The 17,690-nt window shown below is 72.2% G+C and carries 11 protein-coding genes; 3 read left to right on the plus strand and 8 right to left on the minus strand.

The window, feature by feature from the left end; translation table 11 throughout:
• Nucleotides 1-159: 159 nt before the first annotated feature.
• The 3 genes from ispG to dxr form a co-directional block, all read right to left on the minus strand.
• Nucleotides 160-1,317: a flavodoxin-dependent (E)-4-hydroxy-3-methylbut-2-enyl-diphosphate synthase gene (ispG, locus tag ACFYQQ_RS35645; protein WP_095852303.1), complete on the minus strand. Its 1,158-nt coding sequence runs from the start codon at nucleotides 1,315-1,317 to the stop codon at nucleotides 160-162.
• Between the two features lie 160 nt (nucleotides 1,318-1,477).
• Entirely contained in the window at nucleotides 1,478-2,782 is a 1,305-nt protein-coding gene (locus tag ACFYQQ_RS35650; protein WP_355781498.1) for a site-2 protease family protein, read from the minus strand.
• Complete coding sequence (gene dxr / locus ACFYQQ_RS35655) at nucleotides 2,779-4,041, minus strand: 1-deoxy-D-xylulose-5-phosphate reductoisomerase (RefSeq protein WP_355781495.1); 1,263 nt, start codon at nucleotides 4,039-4,041, stop codon at nucleotides 2,779-2,781. Before dxr ends, ACFYQQ_RS35650 begins: the two co-directional genes overlap by 4 nt.
• 183 nt (nucleotides 4,042-4,224) lie before the next feature.
• Here dxr and ACFYQQ_RS35660 point away from each other — a divergent pair, with 183 nt between their 5' ends.
• Nucleotides 4,225-4,677, plus strand: coding sequence for a lamin tail domain-containing protein (locus ACFYQQ_RS35660; RefSeq protein WP_355781493.1), 453 nt, complete (start codon nucleotides 4,225-4,227; stop codon nucleotides 4,675-4,677).
• Between the two features lie 101 nt (nucleotides 4,678-4,778).
• On the opposite strand, the gene ACFYQQ_RS35665 is transcribed toward ACFYQQ_RS35660, so the two are convergent.
• Entirely contained in the window at nucleotides 4,779-6,719 is a 1,941-nt protein-coding gene (locus ACFYQQ_RS35665; RefSeq protein ID WP_355781490.1) for an acyl-CoA dehydrogenase family protein, read from the minus strand.
• A gap of 557 nt (nucleotides 6,720-7,276) precedes the next feature.
• On the opposite strand from ACFYQQ_RS35665, the gene ACFYQQ_RS35670 reads away from it, so the two are divergent.
• Nucleotides 7,277-8,284, plus strand: a complete 1,008-nt coding sequence (locus tag ACFYQQ_RS35670) for a LacI family DNA-binding transcriptional regulator (protein ID WP_355781487.1) — start codon at nucleotides 7,277-7,279, stop codon at nucleotides 8,282-8,284.
• 126 nt (nucleotides 8,285-8,410) lie between these two features.
• Nucleotides 8,411-10,462 carry a TIM-barrel domain-containing protein gene (locus ACFYQQ_RS35675; RefSeq protein WP_388906690.1) on the plus strand — a complete coding sequence of 684 codons (2,052 nt, stop codon included), beginning with the start codon at nucleotides 8,411-8,413 and terminating at the stop codon, nucleotides 10,460-10,462.
• Nucleotides 10,463-10,521: 59 nt separating this feature from the next.
• On the opposite strand, the gene ACFYQQ_RS35680 is transcribed toward ACFYQQ_RS35675, so the two are convergent.
• The 4 genes from ACFYQQ_RS35680 to ACFYQQ_RS35695 are packed head-to-tail and all read right to left on the minus strand — an operon-like array spanning nucleotide 10,522 to nucleotide 17,671.
• The gene (locus ACFYQQ_RS35680) at nucleotides 10,522-11,235 is read right to left on the minus strand and encodes a hypothetical protein (protein ID WP_355792265.1); all 714 of its coding nucleotides are present in this window, start codon (nucleotides 11,233-11,235) and stop codon (nucleotides 10,522-10,524) included.
• 46 nt (nucleotides 11,236-11,281) lie between these two features.
• The gene (locus ACFYQQ_RS35685) at nucleotides 11,282-13,483 is read right to left on the minus strand and encodes a glycoside hydrolase N-terminal domain-containing protein (RefSeq protein WP_388906693.1); all 2,202 of its coding nucleotides are present in this window, start codon (nucleotides 13,481-13,483) and stop codon (nucleotides 11,282-11,284) included.
• Entirely contained in the window at nucleotides 13,476-15,455 is a 1,980-nt protein-coding gene (locus ACFYQQ_RS35690; protein WP_355791362.1) for a beta-galactosidase, read from the minus strand. The genes ACFYQQ_RS35685 and ACFYQQ_RS35690 overlap by 8 nt, the downstream gene beginning before the upstream one ends.
• Nucleotides 15,455-17,671, minus strand: a complete 2,217-nt coding sequence (locus tag ACFYQQ_RS35695) for a 1,4-beta-glucanase (protein ID WP_388906696.1) — start codon at nucleotides 17,669-17,671, stop codon at nucleotides 15,455-15,457. Before ACFYQQ_RS35695 ends, ACFYQQ_RS35690 begins: the two co-directional genes overlap by 1 nt.
• Nucleotides 17,672-17,690: the final 19 nt, after the last annotated feature.

Consider the following 17,690-nt stretch of genomic DNA (forward strand, 5'->3'; position numbering starts at 1 on the left):
CTCACCATACGGTCTGCTGATCTCCGCACTGTACCCGGCACGGGTGTGCGGCGCCGCCCGGTGTCCCGGCCCCGGGGCGCTGCCCGGTGCCGGGCGGAACGGGGCCCGGGGGCGTGGGCCCCCGGGGCGTGGGACGGGTGGGGCGAGCGGGGTGGGTGGTCAGCCCGCGACCGAGACGGAGGGCTCGCCGGAGGCGATGCCGTCGGCCTCCATCTGCTCGGCGAGCTTCATCGCCTCTTCGATGAGGGTCTCGACGATCTTCGACTCGGGCACGGTCTTGATGACCTCGCCCTTGACGAAGATCTGGCCCTTGCCGTTGCCGGAGGCGACGCCGAGGTCGGCCTCGCGGGCCTCGCCGGGGCCGTTGACGACGCAGCCCATGACGGCGACGCGCAGCGGGACCTCCATGCCGGTGAGGCCCGCCGTGACCTCCTCGGCCAGCTTGTAGACGTCGACCTGGGCACGGCCGCAGGACGGGCAGGAGACGATCTCCAGGCCGCGCTGCTTGAGGTTGAGGGACTCCAGGATCTGGAGGCCGACCTTGACCTCCTCGGCCGGCGGGGCCGACAGCGAGACGCGGATGGTGTCGCCGATGCCCTCGGACAGCAGCGCCCCGAAGGCGACCGCCGACTTGATGGTGCCCTGGAACGCGGGGCCGGCCTCGGTCACGCCGAGGTGCAGGGGGTAGTCGCAGGCGGCGGCGAGCTGCCGGTAGGCGTTGACCATGACCACGGGGTCGTTGTGCTTGACCGAGATCTTGATGTCGCGGAAGTCGTGCTCCTCGAAGAGGGACGCCTCCCACAGCGCCGACTCCACGAGCGCCTCTGGCGTCGCCTTGCCGTACTTCTGGAGCAGACGCTTGTCGAGCGAGCCCGCGTTCACGCCGATCCGGATCGGGGTGCCCGTGTCCTTCGCGGCCCGCGCGATCTCCTTCACCTGGTCGTCGAACTGCTTGATGTTCCCCGGGTTGACCCGCACCGCCGCGCAGCCGGCATTGATCGCCGCGAACACGTACTTCGGCTGGAAGTGGATGTCCGCGATAACCGGGATCTGCGACTTGCGGGCGATCGTCGCCAGCGCGTCCGCGTCGTCCTGCGTCGGACACGCGACCCGCACGATCTGGCAGCCCGACGCGGTCAGCTCCGCGATCTGCTGCAGCGTGGCACCGATGTCCGACGTACGCGTCGTCGTCATCGACTGCACCGAGACGGGTGCGTCTCCGCCCACGGCCACGGTTCCGACCTGGATCTGCCGGCTCTTCCGGCGCTCGGCGAGCTTGGTCGGAACGGACGGCATACCGAGAGAAATCGCAGTCATCTGCTGTGCAACCCCAAGTGATGGATCAAGGTCCCGGGACAGTGGGCTCCAGGCAACGAGATTACGGCACGGGCTCCCGGCGGAGCACATCCCGGGCGTAAACCCACTCAATGGTGATGGCCGGGCACACACCGTGCCCGGCCATCGTGAACGACTCGCCTCAGGAGATTCTCACCGGGTTGACGACGTCCGCGATCAGCACCAGGAGCGTGAAGCAGACGAAGATGCCGGCCACCACGTAGGCGACGGGCATCAGCTTCGCCACGTCGAACGGGCCCGGGTCGGGCCGGCGCAGCACCTTCGCGGCGGTCCTGCGCAGCGACTCCCACAGCGCGCCCGCGATGTGCCCGCCGTCGAGCGGCAGCAGCGGGAGCATGTTGAACAGGAAGAGGGAGAGGTTGAAGCCGGCGACCAGGAACAGCATCATCGCGATCTGCTGGGAGGCCGGGATGTCGAGGGTGAAGACGTCACCGCCGACCCGGGCCGCGCCGACCACGCCCATGGGCGAGTCCGCCTCGCGCGGGCCGTCCCCGAAGGCCGCGTCCCACAGGGCGGGGACCTTGCCGGGCAGCGAGATCAGCGACTCGACGCCGTTCTGCATCATGTCGCCCATGCGGTCCACGGACTCGCCGAAGGACTGCTCGACGATCCCGGAGGCGGGCGTGAAGCCGAGGAAGCCCGCGTAGACGTACTTGCCCTGGACGTAGCCGCCGTTGCCGTCGGTCTTGCTGACCTGGTTCCTGATCAGGTGGGCGGTCAGGTCGAGGCGCTCGCCCTTGCGGTCGACGGTGAGCGTGACGTCCTCGCCGGGGTTGGCGCGGATGTCGGACTGCAGGCTCGACCAGTCCTCGACCGGCTTGCCGTCGAACGCGACGATCTTGTCGCCGAGCTTGAGTCCGGCGGCCTTGGCGGGCGCGGGCTGGTCGCCCTTCTCGCACTTCGTGCGGTTCTCGCTCTGCTGGATGACGCAGTCGGAGACCCGGCCGACGGTGGTGGTCTGGGTGTTGATGCCGAACGTCATCATCACGCCGAGGAAGATCGCGACGGCGAGGATCAGGTTCATGAAGGGGCCCGCGAACATCACGATGACCCGCTTCCACGGCTTGCGCGTGTAGAAGAGGCGGGTCTCGTCGCCCGGCTTGAGCTCCTCGAACGCGGCCGACCTGGCGTCCTCGATCATGCCGCGGAAGGGGGAGGTGGAGCGGGCCTCGATCTTGCCGTCGGGGCCGGGCGGGAACATCCCGATCATGCGGATGTAGCCGCCGAGCGGGATGGCCTTGACGCCGTACTCCGTCTCGCCCTTCTTGCGCGACCAGACGGTCGGGCCGAAACCGACCATGTACTGCGGCACGCGGATGCCGAAGAGCTTGGCCGTCGACAGATGCCCCAGCTCGTGCCAGGCGATCGAGATGAGCAGGCCGACCGCGAAGACGACTATGCCGAGGATCATCATCAGGGTCGTCATGCACGGGCCTCCGCGGTCGTGTGCGCTGTCGTCTCGGTCAGCTCACGGGCCCGGGCGCGCGCCCAGGTCTCCGCTTCGAGGACGTCCGCGACGGTCAGGGAAGTTCCCGTACGCGGGGTGCCGTGTTCCTCGACCACTCGCGTGACGGTCTCCATGATCCCGTTGAACGGCAGCGCGCCGTTCAGGAACGCGTCGACGCACTCCTCGTTGGCGGCATTGAACACCGCCGGGGCCGTGCCCGCGAGCTGTCCCACGTGCCGGGCGAGTCCCACGGACGGGAAGGCCTCGGTGTCGAGCGGGAAGAACTCCCAGTTCGACGCCTTGGTCCAGTCGAAGGCGGGCGCCGCGTCCGGGACGCGCTCGGGCCAGCCGAGCCCGATGGCGATCGGCCCGCGCATGTCGGGGGGCGTCGCCTGGGCCAGCGTGGATCCATCGGTGAACTCGACCATCGAGTGAACATACGACTGCGGGTGCACCACCACCTCAATCCGTTCGAAGGGAATGTCGTAGAGGAGGTGCGCCTCGATGACTTCCAGGCCCTTGTTGACGAGGGTCGCGGAGTTCACCGTGATGACGGGTCCCATGGCCCAGGTGGGGTGCGCCAGCGCGTCCGCGGGGGTCACGTCCGCCAGCTCGGACTTCGTACGCCCCCGGAACGGGCCACCGGAGGCGGTCACGACGAGTTTGCGCACGTCGGCCCGGGTGCCGCCGGCGAGCGCCTGGAACAGGGCCGCGTGCTCGGAGTCGACGGGGATGATCTGCCCCGGTTTGGCCAGGGCCTTCACCAGCGGGCCGCCGACGATGAGCGACTCCTTGTTGGCCAGCGCCAGGGTGCGGCCGGCCTCCAGGGCGGCCAGGGTCGGCGCGAGGCCGATGGAGCCGGTGATGCCGTTGAGCACGGTGTGGCAGTCGGAGGCGGCGACCCGGGTGGCCGCGTCGGGTCCCGCGAGGATCTCGGGGATCCGCTCCCCCGCTCCGAACTGTGCCGACAGCGCCTCGCGCAGCGCCGGGACGACGTCCTCGCGGGCTACGGCGACCGTGCCGACGCGCAGGCGGTGGGCCTGCTCCGCGAGCAGTCCGACCCTCCCGCCGGCGGCGGAGAGCGCGGTGACCCGGAAGCGGCCGGGATTGCGCAGCACGAGGTCGATGGCCTGGGTGCCGATCGAGCCGGTGGATCCGAGGATCACGACATCCCGGACCCCGTCCACGGGGTCGAAAACGAGATGCGGATCAGCGAGGGGGACTGGACTGTCGCTCATCCCCCCATTGTTGCCGCAACGCGCGTCCGGCAGGACAGGGCGTCCCCACTCCTGGTCCTTTTAGCACTCCTGGGGACCGGATGGGGTGACAACGGCCTTTCGGCGGACGGTACGCCCATCGCATGAGCACACTGCTCCCCTGGCCGGTGGACGACCGGCCGGAAAACCACCCTGGGGGTCCTCATGCGCGTTCGCGCTGTCCTGCCCGCGCTCGTCGGCGCCATGGCTCTGACCGGCACGTTCCTCGCCACCACTCCGGCCCACGCGGCCGGCAGTGTCTTCATCTACGAGGTGTACTACGACAGCCCCGGCTCGGACGGCGGCTCGAACTCGTCGCTGAACGCCGAGTGGGTCCGGATCAAGAACACCACCTCATCCGCGGTCTCCCTGAAGAACTGGACGCTCAAGGACGAGACCGGCTACACCTACACCTTCGGCGACGTGAAGGTCGGCGCGGGGCACAGCAAGAAGGTCCACACCGGGTCCGGTACGAACAACGCGTACGACAAGTACTGGGGGCGTTCCTGGTACGTGTGGAACAACACCGGCGACACGGCCCGGCTCTCCAAGGCGAGCGGCACGCGGGTCGACTCGTGCTCCTGGTCCTCGCGCGGCGCGGGCTACAAGTACTGCTGAGCCGGCCCCGGCGCCCGCGTCCGCGCCCGTCCGCCGTCCCGCTCCCCGACGGGCGGGCGGGGGAACGGCGGAGGGGACTGACGCGGCTCGGGGGGCGGGGGTCAGCGGATGGGGCGGTGGACGTTCTTGTGCCGGCTCGGACCCGGACTCGCGTCCGCGATCCACGGGCCTTCGCCCGAGGGGTCGACGACGCCGTGCTCCAGCCACTCGTACGTGCCGGAGAGGACGCCCTTGACCACGGTGTGGTCGAGATCGTCGGTGTTGTTCCAGAGGCGCCCGAAGAGTTCCTCGACGCGGATGCGGGACTGGCGGCAGAAGACGTCGGCCAGCTGGTAGGCCTCCCGGCCGTGGTCCTCGGTGGTGCGCAGGAGTTCGGCGCGCACGCAGGCCGCGCTCATCGCGAAGAGCTCGGCGCCGATGTCGACGATCCGGCCGAGGAAGCCCTGCTTGGTCTCCATGCGCCCCTGCCAGCGGGACATGGCGTAGAAGGTGGAGCGGGCGAGCTTGCGGGCCGTTCGCTCGACATAGCGCAGGTGCCCGGAGAGGTCGACCTCGCGCTTGAACTCGCTGTAGGAGTTCGGCAGTTGTCCCGGTCCCGCGACGAGCTTGGGCAGCCACTTGGCGTAGAAGACGCCCGCGCCCGCGCCCGCCTTCGCCTTGTCGGACAGGGACTTGTCGGGGTCGATCAGGTCCCCGGCGACCTTCAGGTGGGCGTCGACCGCCTCACGGGCGATCAGCAGGTGCATGATCTCCGTGGAGCCCTCGAAGATGCGGTTGATGCGCAGGTCGCGCAGGATCTGCTCGGCGGGGACCGCGCGTTCGCCGCGGGCAGCCAGCGACTCGGCGGTCTCGAAGCCGCGGCCGCCGCGGATCTGGACCAGCTCGTCGGCCATCAGGCAGGCCATCTCCGAGCCGTACAGCTTGGCGAGGGCGGCCTCGATGCGGATGTCGTTGCGGTCCTCGTCGGCCATCTGGGACGACAGGTCGAGGACCGCCTCCAAGGCGAACGTCGTCGCCGCGATGAAGGAGATCTTCGCCCCGACCGCCTCGTGGAACGCGACCGGCTTGCCCCACTGCTCGCGAGCCGCCGACCACTCGCGGGCGATCTTCAGACACCACTTGCCGGCGCCCACGCACATGGCGGGCAGCGACAGCCGCCCGGTGTTGAGCGTGGTCAGGGCGATCTTCAGGCCGGCCCCCTCGGGACCGATCCGGTTCGCGGCCGGCACCCGGACCCCGTGGAAGCGGGTCACACCGTTCTCCAGTCCGCGCAGCCCCATGAAGGCGTTGCGGTGCTCGACGGTGACGCCCTCGGACGCGGCCTCCACGACGAACGCGGTGATGCCGCCCTTGTGGCCCTCCGACTTCGGGACGCGTGCCATCACGACGAGCAGGTCCGCGACGACGCCGTTGGTCGTCCAGAGCTTCACGCCGTCCAGGACGTAGTCGTCCCCGTCCGGGACGGCCGTCGTGGCCAGCCGGGCCGGGTCGGAGCCGACGTCGGGCTCGGTGAGGAGGAACGCGGTGATGTCCGTGCGCGCGCAGCGCGGCAGGAACGCGTCCTTCTGCTCCTGGGTGCCGAAGATCTTCAGCGGCTGCGGTACGCCGATGGACTGGTGCGCGGACAGCAGGGCTCCGATGGCGGGGCTCGCGGAGCCGACCAGGGCGAGCGCCTTGTTGTAGTAGACCTGCGTGAGGCCGAGGCCCCCGTACTTGGTGTCGATCTTCATGCCGAGGGCGCCGAGCTCCTTGAGCCCGTTGATGACCTCGTCGGGGATCTGCGCCTCCCGCTCGATCCGGGCCGAGTCGATCTTCGTCTCGCAGAAGTCGCGCAGTTTGGCGAGGAACTCCTCGCCGCGCTGTGCCGCCTCGTCGGACGGCATGGGATGCGGATGGATCAGATCGAGCCGGAAGCGGCCGAGGAACAGTTCCTTGGCGAAGCTGGGCTTGCGCCAGTCCTGTTCGCGCGCGGCCTCCGCGACCTGTCGGGCCTCACGTTCGGTGACTGTGGGCTGGTGGGGTGTTGCGGACAAGAGGCTCACCTCGCCGCGAATAGGGATCTTGGGGCTGTTCGTTACCGACCGGTGCTACCCGATCGTATGTACCCGATCCGCACCGGCCCCACCAGTCCTGGCGCAGCGTTCGGCCCAATGCGCGTCCGCCCCCAGGGGGCGCCGGCCGGTCCGGGAGAAGGGGGGCGGGGTGTTGCGTCGGGGCTCCTTGCCGGGGGACCGTCTGGGGCACGCCCTCCGGCGCCCGACGTACGCGGCCGAGGCCGCCGCCCGGTCCGGCGGGGCGTCGTCCGGGAGACCGTTGCGCGGGGGCGGCGAGACGTACGGAGACTGCCGCGCGCGGGGCGCGACGGGATGTCCGGGAGCGGGCCCGTACGCGGGCTCGCGTCGGACGTCCGGGAGTGCCGTACGCGGGCGCGCGGGACGCCGGGCAGCGCGCGGTGGGGGCGCGGCCCCAAAAACGAGTCGAAGCGCTTCGACAACCTATGGACACCCATCCCCCGTCGGGCTACTGTCGTGCCACCCTCACTCGCCGTTGCCCGCAGCACGCGCTGTCGAAGCGCTTCACACAATGCTTGGAGAGCTGGATGGTCACCCTCGCCGAGGTCGCCCAGCACGCCGGAGTCTCGGCGAGCACGGTGAGCTATGTCCTCAGCGGCAAGCGGTCCATCTCCGCGGGCACCCGGCAGCGGGTCGAGCGGAGCATCCAGGAGCTCGGCTACCACCCGAACGCGGGCGCCCGGGCCCTGGCGAGCAGCCGGTCCAACATCATCGCGCTGATGATCCCGCTCCGCACGGACATGTACGTACCCGTGATGATGGAGATCGCCATCGCGGTGGCGACCACGGCCCGCACGCACGGGTACGACGTCCTGCTGCTCACCGGCGAGGAGGGCCCGGACGCCATGCGCCGGGTCACCGGCAGCGGGCTCGCCGACGCCATGATCCTGATGGACGTCGAACTCGACGACGAGCGGCTGCCGTTGCTGCGCGAGAGCGACCGGCCGGCCGTGCTCATCGGTCTGCCCGCCGACACCACCGGACTGACCTGCGTCGACCTCGACTTCGGCGCGACGGGCGCCCTCTGCGCCGAGCACCTCGCGAAGCTCGGCCACCGTGACATCGCTGTCATCGGCGAGGCACCCGCCGTCTACGAGCGGCACACGGGCTTCGCCGAGCGCACGCTCGACGGACTCCGGTCCCGCTCGCGGGAGTTGGGCCTGCGGGTGCTGCACCGCCCCTGCGAGGGCGGGTACGACGCGATGGCCGTGACCCTCGCCCGGCTCTTCGACGAACGCCCCGGCACCACGGGCTTCGTCGTGCAGAACGAGTCCGCGGTCGAACCGCTGCTCGCGCTGCTGCGCCGGCAGGGCCGCGCCGTGCCCGAGGACGTGTCCGTGATCGCGATCTGCCCGGACCAGGTCGCCACCCAGGCGTCCGTGCGGCTGACCTCGGTCGCCATCCCGGCGCAGGAGATGGGCCGGCGGGCCGTCGAGCAGCTGATCGCCAAGCTCGACGGGCACGGCGAGGACGACGTCGTCCTGCTCGCGCCGGAGCTGACCGTGCGGGCGAGCACGGGCCCCGCCGCCTCCTGACCCCACCGCCACCACGACACCTCGGCGACCTCCGCCCCGGGGCCGCCGAGGGCACCTCCGCCTCGCCCCGGCGCGCCACAGCCGTGCAGGGTCCTGTCGCCACTCCTCATCCCGGGAGCACCCCTCGTGAACCAGCCCGCCCAGAACACGCCCCAGCAGGGGGCGGTCAGCCTCGCCCAGTCCTCGCCCACGGTCGGCACGTTCCGCGAACGGGACGGCGCGCTGGAGTGGAGCGGCCGCCAGGAGACCGTGCGCGTCGAACCCTGGGGTCCCGACGCCGTCCGGGTCCGCGCCCGACTCGGCGGCCCGGTCCTGCCGGACCTGCCGGGCGCGCTGCTGGACGAGCCGCCGGCCGCCGCCGGCACCGTCAAGATCGAGGGCGGGCAGGGCCGGCTGACGGTCGGCGCGCTCACCGTCGAGGCCGACGCCGAGGGGATGCTCCGCTTCGTGCGCACCGAGGACGGCGCGGAACTCCTCGCCGAGGAGCGCGCGCACTTCTGGTGGCCGGGCCCGCGCCTCTACACCCCGACCGGGAACGGCCACCACCGCCTGGAGCAGCGGTTCGCCGCGTACGACGGCGAGAAGCTGTACGGCCTCGGACAGCACCAGCACGGGTTGCTGGACCAGAAGGGCGCGGTCCTCGACCTGGTGCAGCGCAACGCCGAGGTGACCATCCCGGTCCTCACCTCCAGCCGCGGCTACACCCTCCTGTGGAACAACCCGGCGATCGGCCGCGTCGAGCTGGCCGGCAACGGCACGCGCTGGGTGGCCGACTCCGCCCGCCAGCTCGACTACTGGATCACGGCGGGCGATCCGGCCGACGCGCAGCGCCGCTACAGCGCGGTGACCGGCCGGACGCCGATGCTGCCCGCGTGGGCGACCGGCTTCTGGCAGTGCAAGCTGCGCTACCGCACCCAGGACGAACTGCTCGCGGTGGCACGGGAGTACAGGCGCCGGGGCCTGCCGCTGGACGTCATCGTCTGCGACTTCTTCCACTGGACGCACCTGGGCGAGTGGAAGTTCGACCCGGTGGAGTGGCCCGACCCGGCCGCGATGCGACGGGAGCTGGCCGAGCTGGGCGTGGAGCTGGTGGTGAGCGTGTGGCCGTCGGTCTCGCCGCTGTCCGAGAACCACCGGCCGATGGAGCAGCGCGGCTACTTCATCGGCACCGAGTACGGCCCGACGGCGCACGCCGACTGGCCCGACAAGGGGGTCGCCTCCACGGTCCAGGTCGCCTTCTACGACGCGACGAACCCCGAGGCCCGCGACTTCGTCTGGTCGAAGATCCGCGACCACTACCTGGAGCCGTACGGCATCAGGTCGTTCTGGCTGGACGCCTGCGAGCCGGAGCTGAAACCCGGGTTCCAGGAGAACCTGCGCTATCACGCGGGCCCGGGCCTGGAGGTCGGCAACCTGTACCCGCGCGAGAACGCCCGCACCTTCCACGAGGGCATGACCGCCGCCGGGGAGAGCGAGATCGTCACCCTCAACCGCTCGGCGTGGGCGGGCAGTCAGCGCTACGGCGCCGCCCTGTGGTCCGGCGACATCGGCACCGACTTCGCCACCCTGCGCCGCCAGATCGCGGCCGGCCTGAACACGTCCCTGTCCGGCATCCCGTGGTGGAACACCGACATCGGCGGCTTCCACGGCGGCGACCCGGACGACCCGGCGTACCGCGAGGTGATGGTCCGCTGGTTCCAGTTCGGGGCGCTGTCCCCGCTGATGCGGCTGCACGGCTTCCGCGACCCGGGGATGCCGCTCGGCCCGGAGATGACCGGCGGTCCCAACGAGGTCTGGTCGTACGGCGAGGAGGCCGGCGCGATCATGGAGAAGTACCTGCGGCTGCGTGAGCGGCTGAAGCCGTACGTGCTGGACGTCATGCGGGAGGCCCATGAGGAGGGGCTGCCGGTGATGCGCCCGCTCTTCCTGGAGTTCCCGCACGACCAGGCCGCCTGGTCGGTGGACGACGCGTACCTGTTCGGCGCCGACCTGCTCGTCGCGCCGGTGCTGACGGCGGGGGCGACGGTCCGCACGGCGTACCTCCCGGCGGGCGCGCGCTGGACGGACGCGTGGACCGGCGAGGAGTACGCGGGCGGTGCCCGGGTGACGGTCGCCGCCCCGCTGGACCGCATCCCGCTGTTCCTGCGGGACGGGGCCCGGCTGCCGGTGGCGCCGTAGCCCTCGCGGACGCGTGCGGCCGGCCCCGGGGAGGGACCGGCCGCACGTCACTGCCTGCGTCAACTGCTGCTGACGGTCAGGTTGTTGGTGGTGAAGTTCAGACCGCCGGACGAGGACGTGATCTCGTAGCCGAACTGGACGTCACCGATGGTCTCGTTCCCGAACCAGTGCTTGGTGTCCTTGATCCACTTGAGGATCGGCAGGATGTTCACCGTGCCCGACGACGAGTCCGAGGTGCGCAGGAACGAGAAGACCTCGTTGGCGCCGTTGCTGCCCTTGTAGACGGTCCAGGTGTGGCCGCCGAGGGTGACGTCGCCCTGCGAGGTGCCGAGGGGGCCGACGGCGCCGTTGTAGTTGACCCAGAGCATGATCTCGTAGTCGTGGTCGGTGTCCCAGATGTCGTACGAGGTGTTGTAGGCGCCGGACGACGGGACCGAGACGTTGTAGCCGCTGCTCAGTGAACCGAGCGAGGTGATCGGCTTGTTGATCACCTTCTTGGCGTTGGGGTACGACTTGATGCCGCCGGTGTCGGGGTGGTTGGCGTTGACGCCCCAGTTGGTGCCGGAGTTGGCCCAGACGCACTGCGAACCGGCGCCGGAGCCCCAGATGTTGTTGTAGAGGGTGTAGCCGTTCAGCGAGGTGTTGCCCCACTGGTCGCAGGAGCTCCAGACGGCGGCCTGGGCGGGGGCCGAGGCGAGGCCGACGGTGGCGCCGAGGGCGAGCGCGGGCGCCAGCAGCGCCTCGGCGATCCGGCGCGGGGTACGTGATGCCATGGTGTCCCTTCCATGGGTGGGGGGAGGTTTCGGTGGTGCGGTGGGTCTACCGCGGCCCCAGGGTGAGGACGCGGTCCTCTCCGGCGCGCAGGCGGAGCGTCCGCGCCCCGGAGGGAGTCCTGAGTTCGACGCGTGCGGTGCGGGTGGGGCGGACGACGGCCGTACGGCGGCCGGGGGCCCAGTCGAGGTCGACCTCGGCGCCGAAGCGGGTACGGACGCCGTGCAGACGGCCCGTCGGGTACGCCGTGGGGAGCGCGGGGAAGAGGACGAGCCGTCCGGGTGTGGAGTGGACGAGCATCTCGATGAGCACGGCCGGGAGGGCGTGGGCGGCGTCCGCGTTGTAGACGTGGCGGTGCGGGTAGTGGCCGCTCATCAGGGAGGCGTGGAAGTAGTCGCCGGCCAGCACGGCGCCGAGGGCGCCCGCCACCCGCTCGCCGTCGCACAGCCGGGCCGCCACCAGGGCGTGGTGCAGATGGCCGTGCGCGGAGTCGTTCTCGGCGCCGCGCAGGGCGAGGGCGCGGCGGGCCGCCGCGGCGAGGTCCGGGGTGTCGCAGGGGTTGATCTCATCCAGCGGCCACACCCCGTAGAGGTGGCTGAGGTGCCGGTGGTCGTAGCTGTCCCGCAGCCCCTCGTGGGCCCATTCCGCCAGCGCGCCCTCGGCATTGATGTGGTGGGGAGGCAGCCGCCGGGCGAGCGCGCGGTACCGCTCGGCGTCGGGCCCGGGGTGGTAGTCGGCGGCCGTGAGCAGGGCGTGGCGGGCCGCCGAGAGGTCCATGGCGGCGTTGACGGTGACCGGACCGGAGTTCGCGGGACGGTTCTCCGGCGAGTAGGACGGCACGACGACGAGCCGGCCCTCCTCGTCGGTACGGGTGAGGAAGTCCTCGTAGAACGCCGCGACTTCGGCGAGGGCGGCGGCCAGCCGAGGGTCGCGTTCGCCGCGGGTCTCGTCGTGGTCCACGAGGGGCTTCAACAGCCAGTCGGCGCCGGCCGTCCACACGTGCAGCGGATGGGCGCGGCTGAAGTGGCAGAGGTGCCCGGACTCCCCGTCGGTGTGGGCGGGGGCGACGACACCGCGGGTGCCGAGGATCGCGCGGGCGTTGTCGCGCCAGTCCGCCCACTGGCCGTGCACCAGCGCCGCGTGGGCCTCGGTGACCTCGGGCAGCGCTGCCGCGGCGGCGGAGGCGGTCTGGAGGTTCAGGTTGGCGTCGGTCGTGAACGCCCCCGACCAGGCCGTGTCCCACTCACCGGTCCACAGCCCGGTCAGCCGCGGCGGCAGCATGCCCGAGGCGGACAGCAGGTGGTACCGGCCGGCCGCGAAGAGCCGTTCGGCGAGCGCGGGACTTCCGGGCCGGCGCAGCAACTCCGAACCGGGCAGCGCGCGTTCGGCCGGGTCGGCCCCCAGGTCAAGGCCCACGCGCAGGTAGGCGGCGCGGTGCGGGGCGGTGTGCCGCTCCAGCAGGCACCGGTACGCGTCCTCCTCGCCGTCCGGGAGCAGGGCGCGCAGGGCGCGGGCCTCGTCGAGCACGTCCAGCTCCCCCGGGTGCCGCCGTACCCGCGTGAGCAGGAGGACCGCGCGGGCCCCGGTGACCCGGACGCCGGGCGGCGCGGTCGCGGTCCGCCCGCCGGTGACCACCACGAGGGTCACGCCCGTGTAGGCCCACTCGCTCATGGGGTAGCGGGCCCGCAGGGTGAGGAGCGCGCCCTCGGGGGTCAGGACGGCGCCGTGTCCCACCCCGAGGTCCCGCGGGGCGCCCGGCAGCCGGTGGTCGAGCGTGACGTCGGCGGTGAGGCCCGGCCCGCGCACGTACTGCACGATCACGTCGTCGGCGCGGGAGACGAAGACGTCGCAGCGCCGGCCGTCGCACTCGGTGCGCACGACGCCGGTGGTGAAGTCGACCTCCCGCCGGTAGGAGGTCCACGGGGCGCCGGGCCCACGCAGCCGTACCTGGAAGGCGGGGTGGAAGGGCCGCACCCACCGGAGCGGCCGGCCGTCGGTGAAGTCGTCGCCCGCGGTGGTGTCCCCGGCGAGCAGGCGGTCCTGGAGCCCGGGAAGGGCCGCGGCCAGCGCGGGCGGCCGGGTGTGCTCGTCGCCGTTCGGCCGGACCAGGCGGTGGTGGTTGACGACGATCCGCTCGTCGTCCGGGGCGCCGGACACCATGACGCCGTGCCGTCCGTTGCCGCTCAGGAAGGCGTCCTCCCAGCGGGCGGCGGGCGCCGGCTCCCAGGTGCCGTGCACGGGCTCACTCATCGGCCGTCTCCAGCACGGCCACGCCGTAGCGGCCCAGTTCCACGGCGTCCGTGACGCGCTCGCCGGTGAGCAGGTCGCGGTGGCGGCCGGGGACGGGCACGGTGACCGCGTCCCGTCCGTGGTGGAGCAGGAACAGCAGCCCGCCGCGCCGTACGGCCTCGACCCGGTCGGGGAGCGCGTCGAGCGGCGGCCGGACCCCCGCGTCGGCGGCGATCCCGGCCAGCAGGCCGCGCAGCGCCGCGGGTTCGGGCAGCGTGGAGAAGTACCAGGCGCGGCCCTTGCGCAGCACGGCCGGGAGCCCGTCCAGTTCGCCGCCCCGGTACGGCGTGACGCCGTCGGCGTCGGCCGCCTCGATCTCCTCGGACCACAGGGTGCCGCGGAAGCCCTCGACGCCGACGTGCTCACCGGCGTCCAGCGGCCACCACTCGTGCAGGGTGCGGATGCCGAAGAGGTCGCGCAGCCGGGCGTCCATGCCGCCGGGGCGCACCCGGTCGTCCTCGTCCGCGACGCCGGTCAGGAAGCCGGAGACGAGGGTGCCGCCGTCCCGTACGTACGCCACGAGGTTGTCGGCCGCGGCGTCCGTCAGCAGGTGGAGCTGGGGGACGACGACGAGTCGGTACGCGGACAGGTCGTGCTCGGGGTGGGCGAAGGACACCGTGGTGTGCGCCTCCCACAGGGCGCGGTGCCAGGCGCGGACGACCGCCGGGTGGTCGACCTCGGTGGAGAGCCGGCCGTCCTGGAGGCCCGCCCACCAGGCGTGCCAGTCCAGCAGGAGCGCGATGTCGGCTCCCTCCACCCGGGTGCCGGCCACCCGCTCGCCCAGCCGGGCCAGTTCCGCCCCGATCCGCTTGACCTCCTGGAAGGTGCGGCCCTGCTCACCCGCGTGACCGAGCATGCCGGAGTGGAACTTCTCGGCGCCCTGCCGGGACTGCCGCCACTGGAAGTAGCAGACGGCGTCGGCGCCGCGGGCCACGGCCTGGAGGGACCACAGGCGGTTCAGGCCTTGCGGCTTGGGGTGGTTCACTCCGCGCCAGTTGACCGGTCCCGCGGCCTGCTCCATGACCATCCAGGGGCCGCCGCGGGCCTGCGAGCGGGTCATGTCGTGGATCAGCGCGGAGTACTGGCCTCCGTCGGGGTCGCGGGGGTCGGGGTAGACGTCGACGGAGACGACGTCCTCCTCGGCCGCCCACGCCCAGGCGTCCTGCCCCTGCCAGAAGGGCATGAAGTTGGTGGTGACCGGGATGTGCGGGGTGTGCCGGGCGACGATGTCGCGTTCGGCGAGGTAGCACTCCAGGAGCGCGTCGGAGGTGAAGCGCCGGAAGTCGAGCATCTGGGTGGGGTTGTTCATGTACTGGGCGCGGCGCGGCGGGATGATCTCGTCCCAGGTGTCGTAGCGCTGGCTCCAGAAGGCGGTGCCCCAGGCCGTGTTGAGGGCGTCGAGTGTCCCGTACCGGCGTCGCAGCCAGTCGCGGAAGGCGCGGGCGGCCTCGTCGCCCCAGTCGTGGGTGCAGTACTCGTTGTTGATGTGCCACATGGTGAGGGCGGGGTGGCCGCCGTAGCGGGCGGCGAGGTCCTCGGTGATGGCGGCGGCGTACCGGCGGTAGACGGGGCTGGAGTGCGAGAACTGCTGGCGCGAGCCCCACCAGACGGTCTGCCCGTTCTCGTCGCGCGGCAGCGTCTCGGGGTGCAGCCTGCCCATCCACGGGGGCGGGGCGGCGGTCGGGGTGGCGAGGACGACACCGACGCCGTTCCCGTGCAGCAGGTCCATCAGCCGGTCGAGCCAGCCGAACTCCCGCGCGCCGGGCCGGGGTTCGAGCCGGGCCCAGGAGAAGACGCCCACGGTGACGGAGTTGACGCCGGCGTCCTTCATGAGCCGTACGTCCTCCTGCCACGTCTCCTCGGGCCACTGCTCGGGGTTGTAGTCGCCGCCGAAGAGGAGGCGGCCGCGGGTGGCGTCGTCGAGGGCGGGCATCAGGCCGGGTCCCCGTACTGGATGCCCCGGCCGTTGGTGCCGAGGTAGACGCGGCCGTGGATGCGGGGGTCGCCGGTGACGACCTCGCCGGTCCAGCCCCACCGGTGGGCGTCGTCGTCGATGCGCACCCAGGTCCTCGCCTCGTCGTCGGACCGCAGGACGGCGGTGACCGTCCCCGTCGAGCCGACCTGGTAGAGCGCGGGATAGCCGGCGCCCCGGGCCGCACGACCGAAGCCGAGCGTGTACGAGGACCGGCAGCTGCCGACCCTGGCGAAGCCCGCGCCCCCGTCGGTGGACCGGTGCAGGCCCTCGCCCTTGGCGGAGAGCCACAGGTCGCCGGTCCTTCCCGGGGCCGCGGCCAGCCTGAACTGGCTGTCGCCGAGGGGAAGTCCGTCCGCGCGGGCCGCGAAGGAGGCGCCGCCGTCGGTGCTGGCGTACAGCGTCCCGGTGCCGGTGTCGTACGCGTAGAACAGCGCCGGGTCGACCGGGTCGGCGACCGGCGTCGCGCCCTTGGGGAAGGAGGTGACCTCGGTCCAGGTCGCGCCGCCGTCCACCGAGCGGTGGGCGGCGTACCTCGTGCCGTCCCAGTGCACGAACGACCACAGCAGGACCGAACCGTCCGCGCCGGCGGCGATCGGACCCGGCGCGTCCTTCGCGACGGCCGGCTGGGCGGCGAAGGGCGTCCAGGTGCGCCCGCCGTCGTGCGAGTACGCGCCGTTGCCGTGGTCGCCCCAGCCGGTGCGGACGACGTACGACGGTCTGGCCGCGGCCTGCGCGAGGCCGGTCGCCGAGCCGAAGACGGGGTTCGCGGCCATCCCCCGCGACGGGGAGGCGGTCAGCCGCTCGTGGTACATCACACCGATGTCCCCGAGGCCGCTGATCAGGTGCGCCCGGCCGGCCGGGGGCGAGATCAGCAGGCGTACGGCCGTCTCCTCAAGGCCGCGGATCCACGGCGACCAGTGGGTGAGGTCGCGGGTGCCGTAGACGGTCGCGCCGGTCCCGTAGGCGATGTGCCGCGAGTCGTGGGGGTCGACGGCGACCGTCTGGATCCACCAGCCGAACTTGGGCTTCTCCTCACCCCAGTTGAGATAGGGGGTCTCGGTGACGTCGAGGACGGCGGTGTCCTTGAGGGACGTCCAGGTGCGGCCGCCGTCGGTGGTGCGGAAGAGGGTGTCGACGGCCGCCCAGCGGTTGTTGGTGGAGACGACGGCGGTGCCGGGGCGGCGCGCATCGACGGCCACCCCGCCGTAGCCGAAGGTGTCGGCCGGTTCTCCTCCCCCGCCGCCGGAAGGCCGTACGGGTGTGACGTCGGTCCAGGTCCCGTGCGCGGTGCGCAGCTTGTGCACGCTGCCGTCGCTCTGGCCGTTGGGCCCGGGTGCGTCGGCGTAGGTGACGTACAGCTCGCGGGTGTGCGCGTCGTACGCGGCGCGGACCGGGACCTTGGCCGAGGTGCCGGAGGGCTGTCCCGGGACGGCCTCCCAGGTGGTGCCGTCGGCCGTGCGGTACAGGTTCGCCGAGCCGGCGGTGCCGTCGCCGTCGCCCCAGCCCGCGTAGAGGGTGCGGCCGGCCGCGACGATCAGGGTGACGCCCTGACCGGTGGCGCTCGCCTCGGCGGGAAAGGCTTTCACGGGTGCCCAACTGGCACCGCGGTCGGTCGACTTGAGGAGTCCGTCGTGGCGGGTGCCGAGCCAGAGGGTGTCGCTGTCGCGCGGGTCGACGAGGAGCCGCTCGCCCGCGCCGCGACCGTCCTCGTTGGCGCCGAGCCGGACGTCGAGGCCGGTGCGGGTCCAGGTGGCGCCGCGGTCCTCGGAGCGCAGGACGGCACCGGGTCCGGCCCATGACTGGGCGTACGTGCCGAGCGCCAGGTAGAGCCGGTCCGGGTGCGCGGCGTCGACGGCGACGGCCTCGACGCCGAGGAGGTTCCAGTCGTCCCAGCCGAGGTGGTCGGTGAGCGGGGTCCAGCGGGCGGTGCGCTGCTCCCAGCGGTAGGCGCCGCCGATGTCCGTGCGGGCGTAGGCGAGGCCGCGCACGGTGGGGTGGAAGAGGACTCCGGTGACGAAACCGGTGCCGCCGATGACGACGTTGCGCCAGCGGTAGGGGGCCGCCCCTGCTTCTCGTGCCTGGGCCGCGAGGGCGGGGGCGCCGGGGACGGCGGTGAGGGCTGCGGCGGCGGTCCCGGCGAGCACGGTCCGCCGGCTCGGGTGTGACGTAGGCATGACATACCTCGTTCCTGGG

It is taken from the genome of Streptomyces sp. NPDC005496 (assembly GCF_042872045.1).
In the GTDB taxonomy this organism is placed as follows: Bacteria; Actinomycetota; Actinomycetes; order Streptomycetales; family Streptomycetaceae; genus Streptomyces.

What these genes read in the sequence shown, in the direction of transcription:
- ispG (WP_095852303.1), bottom strand. Translation starts at nt 1,317, where the DNA reads ATGACTGCGATTTCTCTCGGTATGCCGTCCGTTCCGACCAAGCTCGCC.
- ACFYQQ_RS35650 (WP_355781498.1), bottom strand. Translation starts at nt 2,782, where the DNA reads ATGACGACCCTGATGATGATCCTCGGCATAGTCGTCTTCGCGGTCGGC.
- dxr (WP_355781495.1), bottom strand. Translation starts at nt 4,041, where the DNA reads ATGAGCGACAGTCCAGTCCCCCTCGCTGATCCGCATCTCGTTTTCGAC.
- ACFYQQ_RS35660 (WP_355781493.1), top strand. Translation starts at nt 4,225, where the DNA reads ATGCGCGTTCGCGCTGTCCTGCCCGCGCTCGTCGGCGCCATGGCTCTG.
- ACFYQQ_RS35670 (WP_355781487.1), top strand. Translation starts at nt 7,277, where the DNA reads ATGGTCACCCTCGCCGAGGTCGCCCAGCACGCCGGAGTCTCGGCGAGC.
- ACFYQQ_RS35680 (WP_355792265.1), bottom strand. Translation starts at nt 11,235, where the DNA reads ATGGCATCACGTACCCCGCGCCGGATCGCCGAGGCGCTGCTGGCGCCC.
- ACFYQQ_RS35685 (WP_388906693.1), bottom strand. Translation starts at nt 13,483, where the DNA reads ATGAGTGAGCCCGTGCACGGCACCTGGGAGCCGGCGCCCGCCGCCCGC.
- ACFYQQ_RS35690 (WP_355791362.1), bottom strand. Translation starts at nt 15,455, where the DNA reads ATGCCCGCCCTCGACGACGCCACCCGCGGCCGCCTCCTCTTCGGCGGC.
- ACFYQQ_RS35695 (WP_388906696.1), bottom strand. Translation starts at nt 17,671, where the DNA reads ATGCCTACGTCACACCCGAGCCGGCGGACCGTGCTCGCCGGGACCGCC.